This window comes from Variovorax sp. Root318D1, from assembly GCF_001424835.1.
Taxonomy (GTDB): Bacteria; Pseudomonadota; Gammaproteobacteria; order Burkholderiales; family Burkholderiaceae_C; genus Variovorax.
In genome coordinates this window covers 14,396-35,860 of the sequence record NZ_LMCQ01000015.1, presented here as the reverse complement: position 1 = coordinate 35,860, position 21,465 = coordinate 14,396, and the positions used below count along the sequence as shown (strand labels likewise).

At 68.1% G+C, this 21,465-nt stretch carries 20 protein-coding genes and 1 pseudogene; 13 read left to right on the top strand and 8 right to left on the bottom strand.

The genetic code is table 11. The features are described 5' to 3' along the window. Both ASC78_RS14250 and ASC78_RS14245 read right to left on the bottom strand, forming a co-directional pair. A pseudogene (locus tag ASC78_RS14250) lies at positions 1-147 on the bottom strand (superoxide dismutase [Fe]); the annotation flags it as partial. A gap of 32 nt (positions 148-179) precedes the next feature. Then, positions 180-851, bottom strand: coding sequence for a helix-turn-helix transcriptional regulator (locus tag ASC78_RS14245; RefSeq protein ID WP_055802426.1), 672 nt, complete (start codon positions 849-851; stop codon positions 180-182). A gap of 290 nt (positions 852-1,141) precedes the next feature. Between ASC78_RS14245 and kdpF the strand changes: the two genes are divergently transcribed. Genes kdpF through kdpE form a run of 6 tightly spaced genes read left to right on the top strand, consistent with a single transcriptional unit; the run spans position 1,142 to position 9,131 of the window. After that, on the top strand, positions 1,142-1,240 hold the full coding sequence (gene kdpF / locus ASC78_RS14240) for a K(+)-transporting ATPase subunit F (protein WP_055802423.1): 99 nt from the start codon (positions 1,142-1,144) through the stop codon (positions 1,238-1,240). 1 nt (position 1,241) lies between these two features. Further along, positions 1,242-2,966, top strand: a complete 1,725-nt coding sequence (kdpA, locus tag ASC78_RS14235) for a potassium-transporting ATPase subunit KdpA (RefSeq protein WP_055802421.1) — start codon at positions 1,242-1,244, stop codon at positions 2,964-2,966. 11 nt (positions 2,967-2,977) lie between these two features. Next, positions 2,978-5,074, top strand: coding sequence for a potassium-transporting ATPase subunit KdpB (gene kdpB / locus ASC78_RS14230; RefSeq protein ID WP_055802433.1), 2,097 nt, complete (start codon positions 2,978-2,980; stop codon positions 5,072-5,074). 13 nt (positions 5,075-5,087) lie between these two features. Next, positions 5,088-5,669 carry a potassium-transporting ATPase subunit KdpC gene (gene kdpC / locus ASC78_RS14225; RefSeq protein ID WP_055802431.1) on the top strand — a complete coding sequence of 194 codons (582 nt, stop codon included), beginning with the start codon at positions 5,088-5,090 and terminating at the stop codon, positions 5,667-5,669. Between the two features lie 17 nt (positions 5,670-5,686). Further along, the gene (locus tag ASC78_RS14220; protein WP_055802419.1) at positions 5,687-8,431 is read left to right on the top strand and encodes a DUF4118 domain-containing protein; all 2,745 of its coding nucleotides are present in this window, start codon (positions 5,687-5,689) and stop codon (positions 8,429-8,431) included. A gap of 4 nt (positions 8,432-8,435) precedes the next feature. Then, a complete protein-coding gene (gene kdpE / locus ASC78_RS14215; protein WP_055802417.1) occupies positions 8,436-9,131 on the top strand; it encodes a two-component system response regulator KdpE in 696 nt (231 codons plus the stop codon). A 166-nt stretch (positions 9,132-9,297) separates the two neighbouring features. Here the strand turns inward: kdpE and ASC78_RS14210 are convergent, their stop codons facing one another. The 4 genes from ASC78_RS14210 to ASC78_RS14195 form a co-directional block, all read right to left on the bottom strand. Next, the gene (locus ASC78_RS14210; protein WP_055802416.1) at positions 9,298-10,428 is read right to left on the bottom strand and encodes a zinc-binding dehydrogenase; all 1,131 of its coding nucleotides are present in this window, start codon (positions 10,426-10,428) and stop codon (positions 9,298-9,300) included. Between the two features lie 98 nt (positions 10,429-10,526). Beyond that, positions 10,527-11,057, bottom strand: coding sequence for a tyrosine-protein phosphatase (locus tag ASC78_RS14205; RefSeq protein WP_055802413.1), 531 nt, complete (start codon positions 11,055-11,057; stop codon positions 10,527-10,529). Beyond that, complete coding sequence (locus ASC78_RS14200) at positions 11,054-11,548, bottom strand: hypothetical protein (protein WP_055802411.1); 495 nt, start codon at positions 11,546-11,548, stop codon at positions 11,054-11,056. Before ASC78_RS14200 ends, ASC78_RS14205 begins: the two co-directional genes overlap by 4 nt. Beyond that, a complete protein-coding gene (locus tag ASC78_RS14195; RefSeq protein ID WP_235505093.1) occupies positions 11,545-12,681 on the bottom strand; it encodes an MGDG synthase family glycosyltransferase in 1,137 nt (378 codons plus the stop codon). The genes ASC78_RS14200 and ASC78_RS14195 overlap by 4 nt, the downstream gene beginning before the upstream one ends. 143 nt (positions 12,682-12,824) lie before the next feature. Here ASC78_RS14195 and ASC78_RS14190 point away from each other — a divergent pair, with 143 nt between their 5' ends. The 5 genes from ASC78_RS14190 to ASC78_RS14170 all read left to right on the top strand — a co-directional run bounded on the left by ASC78_RS14190 (position 12,825) and on the right by ASC78_RS14170 (position 17,389). After that, positions 12,825-13,649, top strand: a complete 825-nt coding sequence (locus ASC78_RS14190) for a pseudouridine synthase (RefSeq protein WP_055802408.1) — start codon at positions 12,825-12,827, stop codon at positions 13,647-13,649. A 10-nt stretch (positions 13,650-13,659) separates the two neighbouring features. Next, positions 13,660-14,763: a winged helix DNA-binding domain-containing protein gene (locus tag ASC78_RS14185; protein WP_055802406.1), complete on the top strand. Its 1,104-nt coding sequence runs from the start codon at positions 13,660-13,662 to the stop codon at positions 14,761-14,763. Positions 14,764-14,885: 122 nt separating this feature from the next. Next, positions 14,886-15,542 carry a response regulator gene (locus ASC78_RS14180; protein WP_055802404.1) on the top strand — a complete coding sequence of 219 codons (657 nt, stop codon included), beginning with the start codon at positions 14,886-14,888 and terminating at the stop codon, positions 15,540-15,542. After that, on the top strand, positions 15,539-16,930 hold the full coding sequence (locus ASC78_RS14175) for a sensor histidine kinase (protein ID WP_055802402.1): 1,392 nt from the start codon (positions 15,539-15,541) through the stop codon (positions 16,928-16,930). The genes ASC78_RS14180 and ASC78_RS14175 overlap by 4 nt, the downstream gene beginning before the upstream one ends. Before the next feature lie 120 nt (positions 16,931-17,050). Next, entirely contained in the window at positions 17,051-17,389 is a 339-nt protein-coding gene (locus ASC78_RS14170; RefSeq protein ID WP_055802400.1) for a hypothetical protein, read from the top strand. A 23-nt stretch (positions 17,390-17,412) separates the two neighbouring features. On the opposite strand, the gene aqpZ is transcribed toward ASC78_RS14170, so the two are convergent. Further along, a complete protein-coding gene (aqpZ, locus tag ASC78_RS14165; protein ID WP_055802398.1) occupies positions 17,413-18,123 on the bottom strand; it encodes an aquaporin Z in 711 nt (236 codons plus the stop codon). Positions 18,124-18,301: 178 nt separating this feature from the next. Next, positions 18,302-19,312: a zinc-dependent alcohol dehydrogenase family protein gene (locus ASC78_RS14160; RefSeq protein ID WP_055802395.1), complete on the bottom strand. Its 1,011-nt coding sequence runs from the start codon at positions 19,310-19,312 to the stop codon at positions 18,302-18,304. Positions 19,313-19,416: 104 nt separating this feature from the next. Between ASC78_RS14160 and ASC78_RS14155 the strand changes: the two genes are divergently transcribed. Then, on the top strand, positions 19,417-20,331 hold the full coding sequence (locus ASC78_RS14155) for a LysR family transcriptional regulator (protein WP_055802393.1): 915 nt from the start codon (positions 19,417-19,419) through the stop codon (positions 20,329-20,331). Between the two features lie 67 nt (positions 20,332-20,398). Beyond that, positions 20,399-21,448, top strand: a complete 1,050-nt coding sequence (locus ASC78_RS14150) for an ABC transporter substrate-binding protein (protein WP_055802391.1) — start codon at positions 20,399-20,401, stop codon at positions 21,446-21,448. The last annotated feature ends 17 nt before the right edge of the window (positions 21,449-21,465 follow it).

The window sequence follows — 21,465 nt, the reverse complement described above, 5'->3', positions numbered from 1 at the left end:
CTCGAACTCGGTGCCCTTTTGCAGGTTGTTGAGGTTCACCACGTAGGCATTGTGGTGCTTGCCGTAGTGGTACTCGAGGGTTTCCTTCGAGTACTCGGGCGCCAGCGCGTCGAGGGCGTACGGCAGGGGTGGGAGGGTGTGTTCCATGGTGGGTTTTTCCTTAGGGTTGAGAAAACGGATCAAGGTGCGCTCTTCGGGCTCACCTGGTAGGCGCAGCGCCGCGCGCCCGCCAGCACGTGCTCGACGCGGCTCACGCTCACGCCGGGGCCCAGCAGGTCGCACAAGAGCTGCAGTTCGCTGCGGCAAAAGCCCGTGCAGGCACGCGCCGCGGTGCAGATGGGGCAATGGTTCTCGATGAACAGAAAGCCGTCGCCCTCGGTACGGAACTCGGCCATGTAGCCCTCGCGGCTGCGGATGTCCGCCAGCCGCTCGAGCCTGGCCTTGAGGCTGCGCGCGCCGCGCAGCGCCTCGCGGTAGTTGGCGCGCATGGCCTCCTCGCGCGCGTCGATGAGCTGGTCCATGCCCTTGTCGCCGAACACGCGGATCACGGCGCTGATCATCTGCACCGTCATTTCGGCATGCGTGTCGGGAAAGCGCGCGTGGCCGGCACTGGTCAGCCGCCAGATCTGCGTTGGCCGCCCTCGGCCCGCCGGACGGCTCTCGGCGTCGACCAGCTCTTCGGCCTGCAGCTTGGCCATCTGCTGGCGCACGGCCTCTACGGTGACGTCGAGCACCTTGGCCATGTCGGGGATGCCCAGCGCGCCACGCGTCTTGAGCGTGGACAGGATGCGGTCTGCCGCCTGGTGGTTCGGCATCCAGGCGGGCTTGGCATAGAGGGGGGGCGTGGTCATTCCTTTTTATTTGTCAAAGGTATTGCTTTGATTATCAAGGGACTCGCGAGCCGTTGTCGAGCACTTCGAAAAGTGGGGACGCCTTTACGGTTTCTTTATGCGGCCTCGCCGACTCTGTTCCCTGTTTTTACGGACGCCTGCCCAGACTCAAGGCCTTGTGTATCGCTTGAGGAGTGATGAATGGATCTCGTCTGGATGGGCGCCCTGCTGGCGCTGTGGGCGGTGGTGGCGGCCATGGCCGTCGGGCTTGACCGGCTCGGCGCGCCACAAAGCGGCGGGGGAGAACGGCCATGATCAGTCTTGAAGCCCTCTATGGCGTCGGCGCATTGATCGCCGTGGTGCTGTTCGCGTACCTGGTGTTCGCCTTGATCTGCGCCGAGGAGTTCTGACATGACCTCTTCCGCCTGGTCCTTGTTGGCCTTCTTCCTCGTTGCGCTCGTGCTGCTTGCCTGGCCCGTCGGCAAGTTCCTGGCCGCCCTGTGCAACGAGCGCGTGCCGCGCTGGATGCAGCGCATGGAGGCGCCGCTCTACAAGCTGGCCGGCATCGAGCCCGGGCAGTCGATGCACTGGCTGGCCTACGCGCTCGCGCTGCTGGCCTTCAATGCCATGGGCGCGATCTTTCTCTACGCGCTGCAGCGCCTGCAAGGTTCGCTGCCGCTCAACCCCGCCGCCATGGGTGCCGTGTCGCCCGACTCGGCCTTCGACAGTGCGGTGAGCTTCGTCTCCAACACCAACTGGCAGGGCTACGCCGGCGAATCGACCATGAGCTATCTCACGCAGATGCTCGGGTTCACGGTACAGAATTTCTTCTCGGCCGCCACGGGCATTGCAGTGGCCTTCGTGCTGATCCGCGGTTTCGCGCGCCGCGGCGACGGCAAGAGCAAAGGCCTGGTCGGCAACTTCTGGGCCGACCTCACGCGCATCACGCTGTGGGTCCTGGTACCGCTCTCGTTCGTGCTCGCGCTGTTCTTCGTGGGCCAGGGCGTGATCCAGAACTTCGACGGCTACAAGACCGTGCACACGGTCGAGGCCGCGGCGAGCGCGCAAACGATCGCCATGGGCCCGGTCGCCTCGCAGGAAGCCATCAAGATGATCGGCACCAATGGCGGCGGTTTCTTCAACGCAAACTCGGCGCACCCGTACGAGAACCCGACCGCGCTCAGCAACCTGCTGCAGATGATCGCGATCTTCCTGATTCCCGCGGCCCTGTGCTTCGCCTTCGGGCGCGTGGTTGGCGACCGGCGCCAGGGCTGGGCGGTGCTCGCGGCCATGGCGGTGATGTTCGTCGTCGCGGTGGCGGTCATCATCCCGGCCGAGCACGCCGGCAATCCGCTCCTGGCGTCGCTGGGTGTGGACCAGGTAACGAGCGCGCTGCAAAGCGGCGGCAACATGGAAGGCAAGGAAGTGCGCTTCGGCATCGACGCCTCGGCGCTCTTTGCCGCCATCACCACCGCGGCGTCTTGCGGCGCCGTGAATGCCATGCACGACTCCTTCACGCCCATCGGTGGCATGGTGCCGATGGTGCTGATGCAGCTTGGCGAGGTGGTCTTCGGCGGCGTGGGCAGCGGCCTTTACGGCATGCTGATCTTCGCGATGCTCGCGGTGTTCATTGCGGGGCTGATGATCGGCCGCACGCCCGAGTACCTGGGCAAGAAGATCGAGGTGCGCGAGATGAAGCTGATCTCCATCGCCATCCTGGTCACGCCCGTGCTGGTGCTGGCCGGCACCGCGGTGGCGGTGATGGCCGGCACCGGCAAGGCCGGCATCGCAAACCCCGGCGCGCACGGCTTCTCGGAGATCCTGTATGCGCTGAGCTCGGCCGCCAACAACAATGGCAGCGCCTTCGCGGGGCTCTCGGCCAACACGCCGTTCTACAACGGCCTGCTCGGGCTCGCCATGTGGCTCGGCCGCTTCGCGGTGATCGTGCCGGTGCTGGCCATTGCGGGTTCGCTCGCGGCCAAGCAGCGCCTCCCGGTCACCGGCGGCACGCTGCCTACGCACGGGCCGCTGTTCGTCTCGCTGTTGATCGGCACCGTGCTGCTGGTCGGCCTGCTCAATTACGTTCCGGCATTGGCCCTCGGGCCCGTCGTCGAACACCTCGTGCTCTGGAAGTGAAGGAGCGCACCATGACAAACACCAAGACTTCCCTTTCGCTCTTCGACGCCGCGCTGGTCAAGCCCGCCCTCTGGGGCGCCTTCGCCAAGCTCGATCCGCGCACCCAGTGGCGCAACCCGGTGATGTTCATCGTCTACATCGGTAGCATCCTCACGACGCTGCTCTGGGCGCATTCGCTGACCTTCCCCGGCGACACCGGCATGAAGCCGGCCTTCGTGCTTGCCGTGTCTGTCTGGCTATGGTTCACAGTGCTGTTCGCCAACTTCGCGGAGGCGCTGGCCGAAGGGCGCAGCAAGGCGCAGGCCGCGTCGCTGCGGGGGCTGCGCAAGGACACCTGGGCCAAGAAGATGAAGGAGCCGCATCATGGTGGCCAGTGGCTTCCGGAGCAGGCGCCGAATCTGCGAAAGGGCGACGTCGTGCTGGTCGAGACCGGCGATGTGATACCGCTCGATGGCGAGGTGATCGAAGGCGTGGCCTCGGTCGACGAGAGCGCGATCACCGGCGAATCGGCTCCGGTGGTGCGCGAATCGGGCGGCGACTTCTCGGCCGTGACAGGAGGCACTCGCGTGCTGTCCGACTGGCTGGTGGTGCGCATCTCGGTGAACCCCGGCGAGTCGTTCCTCGACCGCATGATCGGCATGGTCGAAGCAGCCAAGCGCCACAAGACGCCCAATGAAATCGCGCTCACCATCCTCTTGGTGGCGCTGACGCTGGTGTTCCTGATGGTCACGGTCACGCTGCTGCCGTTCTCGCTTTTCAGCGTCGAGGCTGCGGGCGCGGGTACCGTGGTGTCGCTCACGGCGCTGGTGGCGCTCTTGGTGTGTCTGATCCCGACCACCATCGGCGGCCTGCTCTCGGCCGTGGGCGTGGCCGGCATGAGCCGAATGATGCAGGCCAACGTGATCGCCACTTCGGGCCGCGCCGTGGAAGCGGCCGGCGACGTCGACGTGCTGCTGCTCGACAAGACCGGCACCATCACGCATGGCAATCGACAGGCCAGTGCTTTCCTGCCCGCGCCCGGCGTGACCAAGGGCCGCCTCGCCCGCGCCGCGATGCTGGCATCGCTGGCCGACGAAACGCCTGAAGGGCGCAGCATTGTCGAACTTGCGCGCCGCGATGGACTGGAAGCCGCATCTGTCGAGGGCGCTCGGTTCGTGCCCTTCACCGCGCAGACGCGCATGAGCGGCGTCGACCTGCCGGCCGCACCCGGCAGCCTTGATACCGATGCCATCCTGCTGCGCAAGGGCGCGGTCGATGCGGTACGCCGCCATGTGGAGTCGCTCGGTGGCGCGATGCCAGCCGAGGTGCTGCGCGCGGCCGAAGAAACGGCGCGCCGCGGCAGCACGCCGCTGGCCGTGGCCGAGGGTGCCCGCGTGCTCGGCGTGGTCGAGCTCAAGGACATCGTCAAGACCGGCATCAAGGAGCGCTTTGCCGAGCTGCGCCGCATGGGCATCAAGACGGTGATGATCACCGGCGACAACAAGCTCACCGCCGCGGCCATCGCGGCCGAGGCCGGCGTCGACGACTTCCTGGCCGAAGCCACGCCCGAGGACAAGCTGGCGCTGATCCGCAAGTACCAGTCCGAAGGCCGTCTGGTCGCAATGACCGGCGACGGCACCAACGACGCGCCCGCCCTCGCGCAGGCCGATGTGGCCGTGGCCATGGGCAGCGGCACGCAGGCCGCGAAGGAGGCCGGCAACATGGTCGACCTGGATTCGAACCCCACCAAGCTGCTCGAGGTGGTGGAGACCGGCAAGGCGCTGCTCATGACGCGCGGCTCGCTCACTACCTTCTCGATCGCGAACGACGTGGCGAAGTATTTCGCGATCATCCCGGCGATCTTTGTCTCGACCTATCCGCAGCTCGGTGCGCTCAACGTGATGCGGCTTGCAAGCCCGTCGTCGGCGATCCTGTCGGCTGTGATCTTCAACGCGCTGGTCATCGTCTTTCTGATTCCGCTTGCGCTCAAGGGCGTGCGCTACCGGCCGGTGGGCGCGGCCGCGCTGCTGCGCCGCAACCTGGCGATCTATGGGCTGGGCGGCCTGCTGGTTCCCTTCATCGGCATCAAGCTGATCGACTGGCTGCTCGTTGCCGTACATCTTTCTTGAGAAGCGCTTCATCATGAACAACATCTTTCGTCCCGCGCTCGTGCTCTTTGCGCTGCTGAGCGCGCTCACCGGGCTCATTTATCCGATGGCCGTCACCGGCGCCGCGAAGGCGCTGTTTCCGTCGCAGGCGGCCGGCAGCCTGATCGTGCAGGGCGGCACCACCGTGGGTTCGACACTCATCGGCCAGAATTTCAGCGATCCCAAGCACTTCTGGGGCCGGCCGTCGGCCACCGCACCGCAGCCCTACAACGCGAGCGCTTCGGGCGGCTCGAACCTGGGTCCGCTCAATCCGGCGCTCGTGGATGCTGTCAAGGCGCGGGTCGAAGCGCTGCGCGCCGCCGACCCGGGCAACACCGCACCGGTGCCGGTCGATCTCGTCACGGCCTCGGCCAGCGGGCTCGATCCCGACATCAGCCCCGCCGCCGCGCGCTACCAGGCGGCGCGTGTGGCGCGCGTGCGCGGCGTACCGGTCGAACAGGTGAATGCGCTGGTCGCCAGCCACACGCAGGCGCCGCTCTGGGGCTTGCTGGGCGAGCCGCGCGTCAACGTGCTGGCGCTGAATCTCGCACTCGATGGGAGCGGGCCGATGCGCTAACCTGCGCAGCCACCGCCATGTCCGACGCCCGCCCCGATCCCGACGCCCTGCTTGCGCAATTGCGCAGCGATGCGGCACGCGCGCAGCGCGGCAAGCTGCGCATCTATTTCGGTGCCAGCGCGGGCGTGGGAAAGACATGGGCCATGCTCAGCGCCGCGCAGCGCGAGCACGCGGCAGGCCGCAACGTGCTGGTCGGCGTGGCCGAAACGCACGGCCGCAGCGAAACCGCGGCGCTGCTCGCGGGGCTGGAGGCGTTGCCGATGCGCGAGGTGGACCACCGCGGCCGCAGGTTGGCCGAGTTCGATCTGGACGCCGCCCTGGCGCGCAAACCCGCCGTGTTGCTGGTCGACGAGCTGGCCCACACCAACGCGCCCGGATCCCGCCATGCCAAGCGCTGGCAGGACGTGCAGGAGCTGCTGGCCGCGGGCATCGAGGTCTGGTCCGCGCTCAACGTGCAGCACCTCGAAAGCCTCAACGGCACGGTAGGGGCCATCACCGGCGTGCGGGTGCACGAGACCGTGCCCGACACCGTGCTCGACGAAGCCGACGAGGTGGTGCTGGTCGACGTCACGCCCGACGAGCTCACGGCCCGGCTTGCGGCTGGCAAGGTGTATCTGCCCCAGCAGGCCGAGCGTGCCGCGCAGAACTTCTTCCGCAAGGGCAACCTGATCGCGCTGCGCGAAATTGCGCTGCGCCGCACCGCCGAGCACGTGGAAGACGACGTGCGCGGCTGGCGTGTCGAGCAATCGGGCGCGGCCGGCAACGGCGAGGGCGGCGCGCTGCAGGCCTGGAACACCTCGGGCGCGATCCTCGCGTGCGTGGGGCCGCACGAGGGCGCCGCGCAAACGGTGCGCACCGCGGCGCGGCTGGCGGGCCAGCTCAACGTTCGCTGGCATGCAGCCTATGTCGAGACACCGCGGCTGCAACGGCTTGCCGCGCAGGAGCGCGATCGCATCCTCGCGGTCCTCAAGCTTGCCGAGGAACTCGGCGCGGCCACCGCGGTGCTCACGGGTTCCGACGTGGCCGAGCAATTGGCCGAGCAGGCGCGGCGGCTCAACTGCGCGACGCTGGTGCTGGGACGCTCGGCACCCCGGGAGGGCTGGCGCCGCTGGTGGCCCGCCACGCCGATGCCGCTGCCGTGCGCGCTGGCGCAACGCGCGCCCGCGCTCGACATCCTGGAAGCGGGCCATGCCGACAGTTCTCGGCGCCTTTCGCGCGCCGCCATCCACGGCATGCGCGCCGACGAGGGCGACCATGAGAAGGCCCCCATTCATTGGCCGGGCTACGCATGGGCGACGGCCATCAGCGTTGCGCTCACGCTGGTGTGCGCGCCCCTGGCCCATGTGCTGGAGCTGTCCAACATCGTGATGCTTTTCATGCTGGGCGTGGTCGGCGTGGCCATGCGCTTCGGCCGCGGGCCTTCGGCGCTCGCGGCTTTGCTCAACGTGGCGGCGTTCGACTATTTCTTCGTGCCGCCGCGCCTGTCGTTCGCGGTGAGCGACGTGCAGTACGTGCTGACCTTCGCGATCATGCTGGGCGTGGGCCTGCTGGTGGGCCAGCTCATGGCGGGACTGCGCTTTGCGGCCGGCGTCTCGACCAGCCGCGAGCGGCGGGCACGCTCGCTGTTCGAACTTACGCGCGAACTCTCGGCGGCGCTGGAGAGCACGCAGGTCGTCGCGCTGGGCGCTGCCGCGGTGCAGGGCCACTTTGGCGGCCATGCGCTGGTGCTGGTCACCGACGCGGCCGACCAGCTCGTGATGCCTGACAACCCGCCCGAGGGTTTCGATGCGCAGGTGGCCGACTGGGCCTTTCGCCATGGCCAGCCCGCCGGCCTGGCCACCGCCACGCTCGCGGCCCAGCCCTGGCATTACGTGCCGCTGCAGGCGCCCATGCGCGTGCGCGGCGTGCTCGCGCTGTCACCGTCGCAGCCGCGCTGGCTGCTGATTCCCGAGCAGGCGCAGCAGCTCGATACGCTGGCCCGGCAGATCGCGATTGCGCTGGAGCGCGTGCACTACGTGGAGGTGGCGCAACGGGCCGTGGTCGAGATGGAATCGGAACGGCTGCGCAACGCTTTGCTCGGCGCCATCTCGCACGACGTACGCACGCCGCTCACGGCGTTGATTGCCCTGGCCGAATCGCTGCAAACGCTGCCGCCCGAGGCGCATGCCGAAGCGGCGCGCGCCATCGTCGCGCAAGCTCATGAACTGCACGCGCTGGTCAACAACCTGCTCGACATGGCGCGACTCGAAAGCGGCATTGCAGGCGGCGCGGTGAATCTGCGGCGCGACTGGCAATCGGTCGAGGAAGTGGTGGGCTCGGCCATTCGTGCGGCGCGCACCTCGTTGGGAAACAGCATCGTGCAAACCGCGCTCGACGCTGACCTTCCGCTGGTCGAATTCGATGCCGTGCTGATCGAGCGCGTGCTGGTCAACCTGCTGGAGAACGCCGCCAAGTACGGAGCGCCGCCAATCGTCGTCGGTGCACGGGCCGAGCCCGGCACGCTGGTGCTCACGGTGCGCGACCACGGCCTCGGCCTGCCCGCCGCGCTGCTGGGCCGCGAGCAGAAGCTGTTCGACAAGTTCACCCGCGGCGAGACCGAATCGGCCACGCCGGGCGTGGGCCTGGGCCTGGCCATCTGCCGCGCCGTGGTGACCGCGCATGGCGGTGAGATTGCGGCGGCCAATGCGCAGGGCGGCGGTGCAGAATTCACGGTTACATTGCCGCGCCGCGAGCCACCGGAACCGGCCGAAGCACAACTCTGAAACCATGCCATCCCCCACCGCCATCGTGATCGAGGACGAGCCGCAGATACGCCGCTTCGTGCGCGGCGCGCTCGAAGCCGAGGGCTGGCTTGTGCATGAGGCCGGCACGCTGCGCGATGGGTTGGCGGCGGCGGGCACGCGCCAGCCGGACCTGCTGGTGCTTGACCTCGGTCTGCCCGATGGCGATGGTGTTTCGCTGATTCGCGATGTGCGCGGCTGGTCGGCCGTGCCCATCATCGTGTTGTCCGCGCGCAGCGACGAGGCCGACAAGATCGCCGCGCTCGATGCAGGCGCCGACGACTACCTGACCAAGCCCTTCGGCACCGGAGAACTGCTGGCGCGCGTTCGTGCCAACCTGCGCCGCCCGCGCGTTGCCGGCGGCGGTGACGAACCCGCGGACCCGCTGTTCCGTTTCGGCGAGGTCGAACTCGACCGCGCCGCGCGCATCGTTCGCCGCGCCGGCGCCGAGGTGCACCTGACGCCGACCGAGTACCGGCTGCTGTCGGTGTTGGTTGCCAACGCCGGGCGCGTGCTCACGCAACGTCAGCTGCTGCGCGAGGTGTGGGGTCCGTCGCACACGGACCAGAGCCACTATTTGCGCATCTACATGGGGCATCTGCGGCAGAAGCTGGAAGCCGATCCGGCGCAACCCAAGCATCTCCTGACGGAGACTGCGGTGGGGTATCGGCTGGTGGTTTAGGTTTTTGAGGGGCGCCCCACCGTGGGCACAGTGCCCTCACCCCAGCCCTCTCCCAGAGGGAGAGGGAGCAATACGCAACCCCGCTCCGTCTTGTTCCCTCTCCCTCTGGGAGAGGGTTAGGGTGAGGGCAGCGGCATTCACTCCACCGCGGACCCCCAACAGAAGCTCAGCCCCCCACGCCCTTGTTGGGATTCAACAAAAACTTCTCCCCCGTCGCCTGCTTGCCATACACGCCGATCGCGTCCAGCTGCAGCGCCTCGAACAAGGAAACTTCCCGCGTGTAGTGGCTCGCAAACGTGGTCTTCAATTCAGCCACCACCCGCGCCCGCAACCGCTGCGTGCCTTCATCCCCGAGCTTCTGCAGGAACGGAAACAGCAGCCACCCGCCCATGCCCCACGCCATGCCGAAGTTGCGCACGAACTCCGTCGGCGAGCGGTCGAGGCCGCCGTAGATGTAGACCTGCTTGTGCGTGGTCGAGCCGTAGCGGCTGTATTCCTTGGCGGTGCGGTTCAGCGCGGCTTCCATGCAGCCGAGAATCTGGCCCGCGAGCTTGCCGCCGCCCGTGGCGTCGAAGGCCAGCGTGGCGCCCGTCTCGACCAGCGCCTGCGTCAGGTCTTCGAGAAACGTGGGTGAGCTGGTGCTGCACACATGCTTCGCGCCGATGCCGCGCAGCAGCGCTTCCTGCTCGGGCTTGCGCACGATATTGACCAGGTCGATGCCATCCTTCTGGCAGATCTTGTTGAGCATCTGGCCCAGGTTGGACGCGGCGGCCGTGTGCACCAGTGCCTTGTGGCCTTCGCGCCGCATCGTCTCGACCATGCCGAGCGACGTGAGCGGATTCACGAAGCACGATGCACCATCGGCTGGCGCCGTGCCCGCGGGCAGTTCCAGGCACTGGGCCACCGCCACGGCGCGGTACTGCGAATACATCGCGCCGCCGATTGCGGCCACCGTCTTGCCCAGCAGCGCTTGCGCCGCCGGCGACGAACCGGCCTTGACCACCACCCCCGCACCTTCGTTGCCCACCGGCAGCGACTGGTCCAGCCGCCCGGCCATGGCGGGCATGCCACGCTCCGGCACCGTGGCGGTCACAACCGGCCGATCGGGCGCGCCCGAGACCTTGGCGGTGCCCATGTCGGCCGCGCCGAACAGCAGTCCCAGGTCTGATGGATTCATGGGCGATGCCTCGACGCGGATCACCACTTCATGCGGCTGCGGTTCGGGAATCGCCTCGTCGTGCAGCGAGAGTTCGAGTTCGCCGCTCGCGCGGATGAGTGAGCGGAGTTGGAGTGCCATGAAGAGCCCCTTGCGACCTTGAAAAAGGTCCGTTCGAAGGTGGCCCAGGGCCACGGGGCGGCCAGTATAGGAGCGGCGTGCGAAAGCTGCAGGCGCCTTCAGGACACCACGGGAATCACCGGCGCATGGGCCAGCGCACGGCGCATCTTCTCCGGATCGAGCCGGTCGATGTAGCGCGGAATGTTGCGCCAGAGCGTGTGATAGCCGTAGCCGCCGCGGAACATCTCCTGCCGCGCGCTGTCCTTGTCCCAGCCCTGCACCGCCATGCGGTAGACCGCCGCGACCACGCCGGTGCGGTCGGCGCCGTGCATGCAGTGGATCAGCACCGGGCCCTGCTTCTCCGCTTCGCGAATGGCGACCAGCGCGCGCAGGACCTTGGCGTCGTCGATCGACCAGGTGTTGATCGGCACGCGCACCAGCCGGATGTCGTGGCCCGCGAACACTTTCTTGTCGTCGTTGAAGGAACGCAGGCTCACGATGGTGCGGATGCCGAGCGACTTGAGCGCCGCCACGTTCGCGATGCGCGGCTGCGCGCTGCGGTACAGCGTGGGCGTGATGCGGTGCAGGTTCTCGACCTGCAGCTCGTCCAGCGGGTCTGCCCAGTGCGAGGGGCGTGGAGTGGTTGTCATGAGGGCGAGCGGGGCCAGTGGCGCCGCAACAGTATGAGCAGGGCGACCGCGAGGCCGCCCCAGTAGTCGACCGGCGCGCCCCAGATCCAATGCTTGTGCCAGAACGCATCGGCCGGGTTGAACCGTGCCCAGCCGAAGGCCGGGTTGATGATGAACCACAGAAAGTCTTCGCAGACCCAGAACACGATCAGGCCTGCCACGGCCAGACCCAGGTCGCGCAGCGTCCAGCGGCCGTTGAAGGCCAGCGGCGCAAGGAACACCAGCGCCATGAAGGTGAACACCCAGGCGTGGTAGCCCGTCATGGCGCGCCCGCCCCAGAAGAGATCGAGCCAGATGCTGTTCTCGATGCGCCACGTGGGCAGCGAGGTGGCCCAACCGGCGCCGCCTTCGATCTGGATCTCGGCATTGGCAAAGAAGAACGCCATCACCACCACCCAGGCCAGGTAGCCGAGCGTGCGGGCCACGCTTGTCTTCTCCGCGATGCCGTTCATTCTTCGCCCAGCACGTGGCGCAGCACCGCGGCCGCGGCGCGCGGCTTGCCGAGCGCCCGGCTGCGCCGGGCCATGTCGGCCAGCTTGGCGGGGTCGGCCATCAGCCGCGCCACTTTGTAGTCGAGGCCGATGGTGTCGTAGGCGAGCCAGGCCGCGCCTTCTTCCATCAGGAAGCCGGCGTTGTGCTCTTCCTGGCCTGGAATCGGCGAGATCAGCAGCATCGGCTTGCCGAGCGCCACGCATTCCGACACCGTGAGTCCGCCGGGCTTGGTGACCACCAGGTCGGCCGCGGCCATGAGCTTGTGCATCTCGTTGGTGAAGCCGATGGCGACCACGCGGCCCGGGTGGCGTGCGGCCAGGGCCTGGAGCTTCTGATGCGTCTCGGCGTTGCGGCCGGCCACGGCAATCACCTGCAGGCCGCTGTCGCCGCCGAGCAGAAGCACGCGCTCGACCATGCTCGCGAGGTCGCCGACGCCGGCGCCTCCTGATGCCATCAGCAGAACGGGGCGCGAAGGATCGAGGCCGAGCGCCGCCGCGCAGGCATCGTGCGAAAGCGCAGGCACATCAGGGTCCGAGAAAGCCGGCATCACCGGGATGCCCGTCACGTGGATGCGTTCCGGGGGAACGCCGCGCGCGCGCAGACGGAAGGCCACTTCGTCCGTCGCGGCCAGGTAACCCGCCATGCCTGGCACGACCCACATGTTATGCAGGTCGTAATCGGTGATCTGCAGCCACACCGGATAGTCGATGCGGCCGCCATTGCGCTCGCGCATCAGCAGCTCGGCCGGCAGGAAGTGCGTGCAGACCACCGCGTCGGGCTTCTCTCGGCGGATTTCGCGCAACAGGGTGCCGGTGCTCAGCCGCTCGATGCCGCGGCGCAGGCGCTGCGAAGGCGCGTGGTGCGGCGTGGCGTCGGCGCGCTGGTGCAGGTACGACCACAGCTCCGGCGCGCGGTTCACGAGCTGGATGTACCAGTCGGTGTAGACCTTGCGGAAACCGCCGGCCACGTGGGCCATGGCGTCCATGTGGACGGCCGTGTGCGGCGGGGCCGATTGCACGGCGGCTTCGAGGGCTTGCGCTGCGCGCACGTGGCCGTTGCCGGCGCTCACACTGAGGATCAGGATTTTGGTCATTCGGGTCCGGGCCGTCGGCGGGCCATTGGCGCGCATTATCCCCATGCAATGCGACACATTCCGGAGACAGCTGCAATGGACGAAAATGCCGCTGCGCACCGCTCCACCGGGCGTGACCTGCCCCCAACCGACCGCGCACCCGCATGACCGACGACGCCACCGCACCGATCCGCCTCAACAAACGCATGGCCGAGCTCGGCATCTGCTCGCGTCGCGAGGCCGACGACTGGATTGCCAACGGCTGGGTCAAGGTGAACGGCAAGCCGGCCGAAATGGGCGTGAAGGTCACGCCGTCCGACCGTATCGAGGTCGACAAGGCCGCCAAGGGCCAGCAGGCGAACCAGGTCACCATCCTGATCAACAAGCCCATGGGCTACGTGAGCGCGCAGGCCGAAGACGGCCATGAGCCGGCGGTCTCGCTGTTCACGCCGCAGAACCGATGGGCCGAAGACAACACGCGCTTCTTCTTCAACCCCCAGCAACTGCGCGGACTTGCGCCATGCGGCCGGCTCGACATCGATTCCATCGGCCTCCTGGTGATGACGCAAGATGGCCGCGTTGCGCGCCAGCTGATCGGCGAAGACTCGGTGATGGAGAAGGAGTACCTGGTGCGCGTGGCCTACCACGGCCTGGGCCAGCCAGCGCCCACGGGGCAACTCGTGCGCATGGACGACGACGATCCCGTCACGACCAATGTGCAGGCGGTCTTCCCGCCCGCGATGCTCGCCAGGCTGCGCCACGGCCTGAGCCTTGACGGACAGCCGCTCAAGCCGGCGCGGGTCGAGTGGCAGAACCCCGAGCAGTTGCGCTTCGTGCTCACCGAGGGCAAGAAGCGCCAGATCCGCCGCATGTGCGAGCTGGTCGGCCTGAAAGTGGTGGGCCTGAAGCGCGTGCGCATCGGCAAGGTGATGCTAGGCAACCTGCCCCTCGGGCAATGGCGCTACCTCGGGCCGCACGAGAAGTTCTGAGTTCTTGCCGATGCCCGTGGTGCTGAGCCAGCGCGCGCTGAACCGGGCCACGCTGGCGCGGCAGATGCTGCTGGAGCGGCGCAAGGCGACGGTCACGCAGGCCATCGAAAAGCTGGCGGGGCTGCAGGCTCAGGCGCCGAATCCGCCTTACATCGGCCTCTGGAGCCGGCTCGAAGGCTTTCGCCGCGAGCAACTGACCGAAGCCCTGAAGAAGCGCCGCGTTGTGCGCATGTCGACGATGCGTGCGACCCTGCACCTGATGGCCGCATCGGATGCGTTGGCCTGGCGGCCGCTGCTCGAACCCGTGCACCAGCGTGGCCTCGCGGGCGAGCACGCGCGGGCTCTCGAAGGCATCGACCGCGCGGCCGTGGTGAAGGCCGGGTGGGCGCTGCTGCGCGAAGGCCCCCTCACTGGTTCCGAACTCGGGCAGGCACTCGCTGCGCGCTGGAAAGACCGCCAGCCTGCCTCGCTCGCCGCACTCATCCGCAACAGTGTGCCGTTGGTGCACCTGCCGCCCGCGGGCAACTGGAACTCGCACCAGAACGCACAGCTGCAGCCCATCGGACAGTGGCTCGGCGAATCCGCTGCCGGCGCCGCAGCCGCCACGCAGGACGACCTGCTGCTGCGCTATCTGGCGGCCTTCGGTCCCGCCACGCTCGCCGATGCCGGCGCGTGGTCTGGCCTCACGGGCTGGAAGGCTGTGGTCGAGCGCCTCCGGCCACAGCTGCGCACGTTTACCGGCGAGCAGGGCCAACAGCTGTTCGACCTGCCGCGCGCGCCGCGCCCCGGTCCCGATGCACCCGCGCCGCCGCGCCTCGTCGCCGAATGGGACAACCTGCTGCTTTCGCATGCCGACCGCAGCCGCGTGATGAGCGAGGCGCATCGCAGTCGGGTGTTCACCGTCAATGGCATCGTGCGCGGCACCGTGCTGCTCGACGGTTTCGTCGCGGGCACCTGGAAGATCGAGCGGGCGAAGAACGCGGCCGCGGTGGTGCTGGAGCCCTTTGCGCGGTGGTCCCAAGCCGACCGGCTCGGCGTGCAGGAAGAGGCCATGCGCCTGCTGGCCTTCGCCGCGGGTGGCGAGGGCGAGCGGCACGACGTCCGCGTGCTGTGACCCTTGTGCCTGCACGGCGTCTAAGCCCCGCCTAAGACTTCGCCTCTACGCTGCGCCACGGCGCAGGGCCACTACCGATCATCCCGATCGCGTGCTACCTTGCGGCCCAAGGAGTCGACGCGATGCGTGTACTGCTGGTGGAAGACGACGAAATGATCGGGCGCAGCCTGAAGCAGGCGCTCGAGGGCGCCGGCTGGTCGGCCGACTGGGTGCGCGACGGCGAGCTGGCGCAAAGCGCGCTCGGCGACGGCGACTACACCTGCGTGCTGCTCGACCTGGGCCTGCCGCGCCAGGACGGCACCGAGGTGCTGCGGCGCGCGCGCGAACGCGGCGATGCCACGCCGGTGCTGGTGCTCACCGCGCGCGACGGGCTCGACGACCGCATCCACAGCCTGGACCTGGGCGCCGACGACTATCTGCTCAAGCCTTTCGAATTTCGCGAGCTGCTTGCGCGCATGCGGGCCGTGGTGCGCCGGCGCGACGGTGCCGCGCATTCGCTGATCGGCGGGAGCACGCTTCAGCTGGACCTGACCACGCGCGAGGTGGTGACCGGCGGGGCGCGCGAGGCGCTGACGGCGCGCGAGTTTGCGCTGCTGCACGCCTTGCTCGAACGGCCCGGCGCCATCCTCTCGCGCGAGCAACTCGAGAACCGCATCTACGGCTGGGGCGAAGAAGTGACCAGCAACGCCATCGACGTGCTGATCCACGGCATGCGCCGCAAGCTCGGCGCGGAATCGATTCGAAACGTGCGCGGACTGGGCTGGCGCGTGGCGGCATGAGCGCCCGCTGGTGGCGCCCGCGCTCGCTGCGCACGCAGTTGCTGTTCTGGCTGGTCACGCTGCACCTGGTCGCAGCGGCGATCACGGCGTGGTTCACCTTCGTGGCCTATGGCGACCTGGTCCACAATGCCCTCGACGAGCAGATGCGGCTGGTGGCCGATTCTTATGCCGGCGGCGATCCGCCCCGCACGCCGCGCCCGCTCGACGCCGATGCCGCCCTGCTGCGCGGCGCCTTCGTGGTCCAGCTCTGGAGCGCCGACGGCCGCACGCTGGGCGCGAGTTCATGGGCGCCTTTGGCAGCCGTGCCGCTGCATCCGGAGCCGGGTTTCAGCGATACGAGCACCGGCGTGCACCCGCATTCGCGCTGGCGTGTTTTCACCGCAGAACCCGGACCGCGTGCCGACCAACCGCGTGTGCAGGTTTTGCAGAACGAGGACTACCGTCGGCGCCGGACATTGCGCCGCGCGCTGCTCGAAGGACTGCCCATTGCGTTGCTGCTGCCGCTGGCCCTGTTGATCCTGTGGCTCATCGTTTCGGCGGCCTCGCGCTCGCTGCGCGCCGTGGCGCGCGACGTGGCCTCGCAGGACGAGCGCAGTCCCACCGATCTTTCATTGGCGCGGGTTCCCGACGAGATCGCGCCGCTGGTCCAGGCGTTCAACCACCTGCTGTCGCGCGTGCGGAATGCCTTCGCCACCCAGCGCCGCTTCGTGCAGGACGCGGCGCACGAGTTGCGCACGCCCATGGCCGCCATCGGCCTGCAGATCGAGAACCTGCGCGCGCACGTGCCCGCGGGCGAAGCGACCGAGCGCTTCAACCAGCTCGAGGCCGGCGTCACGCGGGCGCAGCACCTGATCGAGCAACTGCTGAGCCTCTCGCGCCAAGACGCGCCGAGCCGAGCCGCATCGCGCGAGCCAGTCGATATCGAGACCTTGCTGCGCGAGAGCGTGAGCCAGCTGATGGTGCTGGCCGACGCGCGCCGCGTCGACATCGGCTTCGAAGGCCGCATTGCGCCGGTGGTGCTGGCGCCGCCGGCCGAGCTGCGCAGCGTGTTCGACAACCTCATCGACAACGCGCTGCGCTATGCGCCTGAAGGCGGTGTGGTCGACGTTCGGCTGCACGAGTTCGAAGGCCATGCGGTGGTCGACGTGCTCGACAACGGGCCGGGCATTCCGGCCTCGTCGATAGCCCGCGTGTTCGACCGCTTCTTTCGCGTGCCGGGCGCGCCGGCGGGCGGCAGCGGGCTCGGGCTGGCCATTGCGCGCACGGCCGCCGAAAGGCATGGTTTGCGCATTGAGCTGCGCAATCGGAGTGAAGAAGTAGGAGGCGGCCCGGGGCTGATGGCGCGGGTGCATCTGCCTTTGCCGGCCGTGCCCCTCATGCTGCCCTAATTGTTTGCTCACGGCCCGCTCAGTCCGGCTGCCTAGAGTGCGTCCAGGCCCTGCAACGCGCAGCTCGCGCGGTGGCACAAGGCCCGAGACACCATCCATAGCCACTCAGGAGCACACACCATGCGCACTTCCTTCAAGCTTCTTGCCCTTGGTTCCTTTACCGCGTTCGCGGCGCTCGGCGCCGTCCATGCGTCGGCCGAAACGATGGACGGTTCGGACTACCACCCGTTGCAGATGAATTCGCCCGAGAACCCCGAGGTGCAGGCGGGCGCGATGGCCGCCGCACGGCCCAGCGGCACCGAGTCCATCGGGCAGTCGACCAGCGCGCCGGCCATGAACTCGACCATCCCGGTGTCCGATGTGCAGGCCGGCGCCTATGCGGCATCGCACGCCACTGGCACCGAATCGATCGGGCAATCGACCTCGCTGCCGCTGGTGCAGTCGGCCAGCGGCAGCTGATCCGCTGCCGACGACTACTTCAGTCAGTCGTCGTTGGTATTGCTGAGCAGCACGCGGTAGATCACCGCGCCGATGACCGCGCCCGCAATGGGCGCGGCCCAGAAGAGCCACAGCTCCGACATGGCATATGACGGGCCGAACAGCGCCGGGCCCGTGCTGCGCGCCGGGTTGACCGAAGTGTTGGTCACCGGAATGGAGACCAGGTGGATCAGCGTGAGGCACAGGCCGATGGCCAGGCCCGCGAAGCCGCCGGCTGCGCGCTTGGCGGTCGAGCCGAGGATCACAATGAGGAAAACTGCGGTCATCACCACTTCGCACACGAGCGCTGCGGTCATGCCGTACTTGCCGGGCGAGTGCTCGCCATAGCCGTTGGTGGCAAAGCCGCCGATGTCGGCGCCGGACTTGCCGGTGGCAATCAGGTAGAGCACGCCGGCCGCGGCAATGGCACCCAGCACCTGGGCAACGATGTAGCCCGCGAGCTGCGAGGCCTTGAAGCGCCCCGCGGCCGCGAGGCCGATCGAGACGGCCGGATTGAAGTGGCCGCCCGAGATGGGCCCGAGCGCATAGGCTCCCGTTACCACCGTGAGGCCGAACGCCAGCGACACCCCCAGGAAACCGATGCCCAGATTGCCCGGAAAGACGGCCGCGAGGACGGCGCTTCCGCAGCCGCCCAGGGTGAGCCAGAAAGTACCCACGAATTCGGCCGCCCATTTCTTGTAAATGCTGTGTTCCATGCTGTTCCGTCCTTGAATTGAGAAAAGGCGCCAAGGCCTCCCCGGCCATAGCGCGGGCGGATTCTAGGAACGGAACACGCATGCGCCACGCAGGTTGTGGCGGCGAACGGAACCTGTTCACACATCGGGGGGGCTTTTGTTTTTTGAAGCCCGCAATGCAAGCAGCCAAGAGGCCTTGTCAGAGCATGACGACGATCTTGCCGAACGCACCGCGCGCAAGGTGGTCGAGCGCTTCAGGCAGCGCTTCGAATGCGTAGCGCGCCGCGATCACGGGCTTGAGCGCATTGGCGTCGATGGCGCGCACCAGGTCTTCGAGCGCACGCCGATGGCCCACGCCGATGCCCTGCACCGTGACGCGGCCGAGCACCATCGCATAGAAGGACGCACTCAGCGTCTCGCCGCCGAGCATGCCGATGATCGACACGCGGCCGCCCTGCGCCACGGCCTGCAGTGACCGGTCGAGATTCGGCCCGCTCGCGAGTTCGAGCACGTGGTCGGCGCCGCGGCCTCCGGTGAACCGGCGCACTTCAGCCGGCCAGTCGCCATCTCGCATCAGCACGTGGCTGGCGCCGAGCGCAAGGGTTTGCGCGCGCTTGTCTTCGCTGCCAGAAATGACGATGGCGCGCGCGCCATGCAACCGCGCCAGTTGCAGGCCGAACAGCGCCACGCCGCCGGTGCCGTGGATCAGCACGGTCTGTCCAGGCCGCAGCGCGCCGGTTTCGGCCAGCGCAAACCACGCGGTGAGGCCGGCGCACGGCAGCGTGCTCGCTTCGGCGAAGTCCAGCGTAGCCGGCGCCGCCACGGCCCAGGCCGCATCGAGCAGCACGTGCGAGGCCAGCATGCCCGGGCCGGGCCCGCCCGCCAGCACGGCCCCGGTTGGCCACTGTCCGTCGATCCAGCCGCCCCAGAAGGTGTTGACCACACGGTCGCCAATGGCGAAGCGCTGCACGCCGGGGCCCACCGCCGCCACGGTGCCGGCCATGTCGGAGCCGGGCGTGAAGGGCAAGTCGAACGCCATGCCCATGCCGTCGCGGACCATCAGCAAGTCGCGGTAGTTGAGCGACACCGCGCCCACCCGCACGAGGATCTGTCCCGGGCCGGGCGCGGGGAGCGGCTGTTCGACCTGCTCGAGGTGCTCGCGGCCGAAGGAAAAAAGTTGCCAGCGGCGAAGCGTTCGAGGTTCCTGCATGAAAAAGACTCCTTCGAGGAAAACAAGGGAGCCTTCATGCTATTGGTGACGAGTTCTATCCAGTGTTGGATAATTTTCAACTTGATGGCGCCTGAAAATATCCAATGAGCCAACGTCTGCAAGGCATCGAAGAGTTCGTCGCAGCCGCCGAGGCCGGCAGCTTTGCGCTTGCTGCGCAGCGGCTGCACGTCACGCGATCGGCGGTGGCCAAGAGCATTGCGCGGCTCGAGGCGCGGCTGGGCACGCGACTTTTCTTGCGCACCACCCGCAGCCAGAGCCTCACCGAGGAAGGCCACGGCTACTACGAGCGTTGCCGGCGCGCGCTGGCCGAGCTCGATGCGGCCGAAGCCATGGCGGACGCTGCCCGCAGCACCGCCGCCGGGCTGGTGCGCCTCAGCATGCCGGCGATGCTCGGGCGGCTGAAGGTCGGGCCGCTGCTGCTCGCGCTGGCGCGCCGACACCCCGGGCTTTCGCTGGAGCTTTCCTTCAACGACCGGCGCGTGGACCTGGCTGAAGAGGGCCTCGACCTCGCCATTCGAAGCGGCGAGCTGCCCGACACCGCCGACTTGGTGGCGCGGCCGGTCGGCACGCAATGGATGGTGCTGTGCGCCGCCCCTGCGTACCTGGCGAAGCACGGGCGCCCCGCCGACGTGGCCGAGCTCGCCGCTTCGGCGCACGAGGCGGTGCTCTATGCGCGAGACGGGCAGATCTCGTCTTGGCGCTTCCACGACGCCGAGGGACGACTTGTCGAGGTGGTGCCGCCTTCGCGTCTACGCTGCGACAGTGCCGAGGTGCTGCTCGAAGCCGCAATCGGTGGCATGGGCCTGGCGCGCCTGCCGGCCTGGCTCGCGGCAGATGCGCTGGCCACCGGCACGCTGGTGCGCGTGTTCGAAGAGCCGCGGCTCTTCGGCTTCGAGCTCAACGTCATCCGCTCCCGGAGCCGCTACCTGCCCCACAAGACGCGGGTGGTGGTCGACTGGCTGGCCGAGCACCTGCCGCCGCTGCTGGCGGCGCGCTGAACGCAGTTTTGCCCGCTATCCTGCGGGCTCGGCCTTTCCAATAAAACCATCTGCAGGAGAAGAACGCATGCGCCCCTTCATTGCCACCAGGAATGCCGCGGCCTTTTTTGCCGCATGCGCGGGCGCCATGGCGTTTTTCTTTTCCGCGGGCGCGGCGGCACAGGGCACGGTGAATGCGCTCTGCAGCACCGACGCGGGCTGGTGCGAGGCGGCCGCCGCGGCCTTCACGCGCGAGACCGGCATCAAGGTGCAGCAGGCGCACAAGGGCACGGGCGAGATCGGCGCCCAGCTTCGCGCCGAGGCGGCCAACCCCAAGACCGACATCTGGTGGGGCGGCACCGGAGACCCGTTCCTGCAGGCCGCCGAACAGGGTTTGCTGGAGCCCTACCGCCCTGCCTACATCAACGACCTGCACGATTGGGCGGTGCGCCAGTACGCCATGTCGCAGAACATGGTGGGCGGCTTCTACACCAGCGCCATCGGCTTTGGCTTCAACACCGACCTGCTCAAGAAAAAGAAGCTGAGCGAGCCGAAGTGCTGGGCTGACCTGGTCAAGCCCGAGTACAGGGGCGAGATAGAAATTTCGCACCCCGCCTCGAGCGGCACGGCCTACACCATCATCGCGGGGCTGGTGCAGCAGATGGGCGAGGACGCGGCCTTCGACTACCTGAAGAAGCTGCACCGCAACGTCACCAGCTACACCCGCAGCGGCCAGGCGCAGGCGCCCAACGTGGCCAAGGGGGAGGTGGCGATCGGCGTGAGCTTTATCTTCGGCTTCGAGCGTTGGCGCTACGACAAATTTCCGGTGAAGACCGCCGCGCCCTGCGAAGGCACCGGCTACGAGGTGGGCGGCATCGCGCTGGTCAAGGGCGCGCGCAACAAGGAGAATGCCAGGCGCTACTACGACTGGCTCATGAGCCCGGCCGGCCAGGCGGTCGGCGGGCAGGTCGGCAGCCTGCAGTCGCCGGCCAACAAGACCTTCAAGCCTGACGCGCGCATTCCGTCGATGGCCGACGTGAAGCTCATCAAGTACGACTTCGAGAAATACGGCAAGGCCGCCGAGCGCAAGCGGCTGATCGACCGCTGGACCCGCGAGGTCGAATCGCAACCGAGGTAGGCTCCAAAAAAACATGC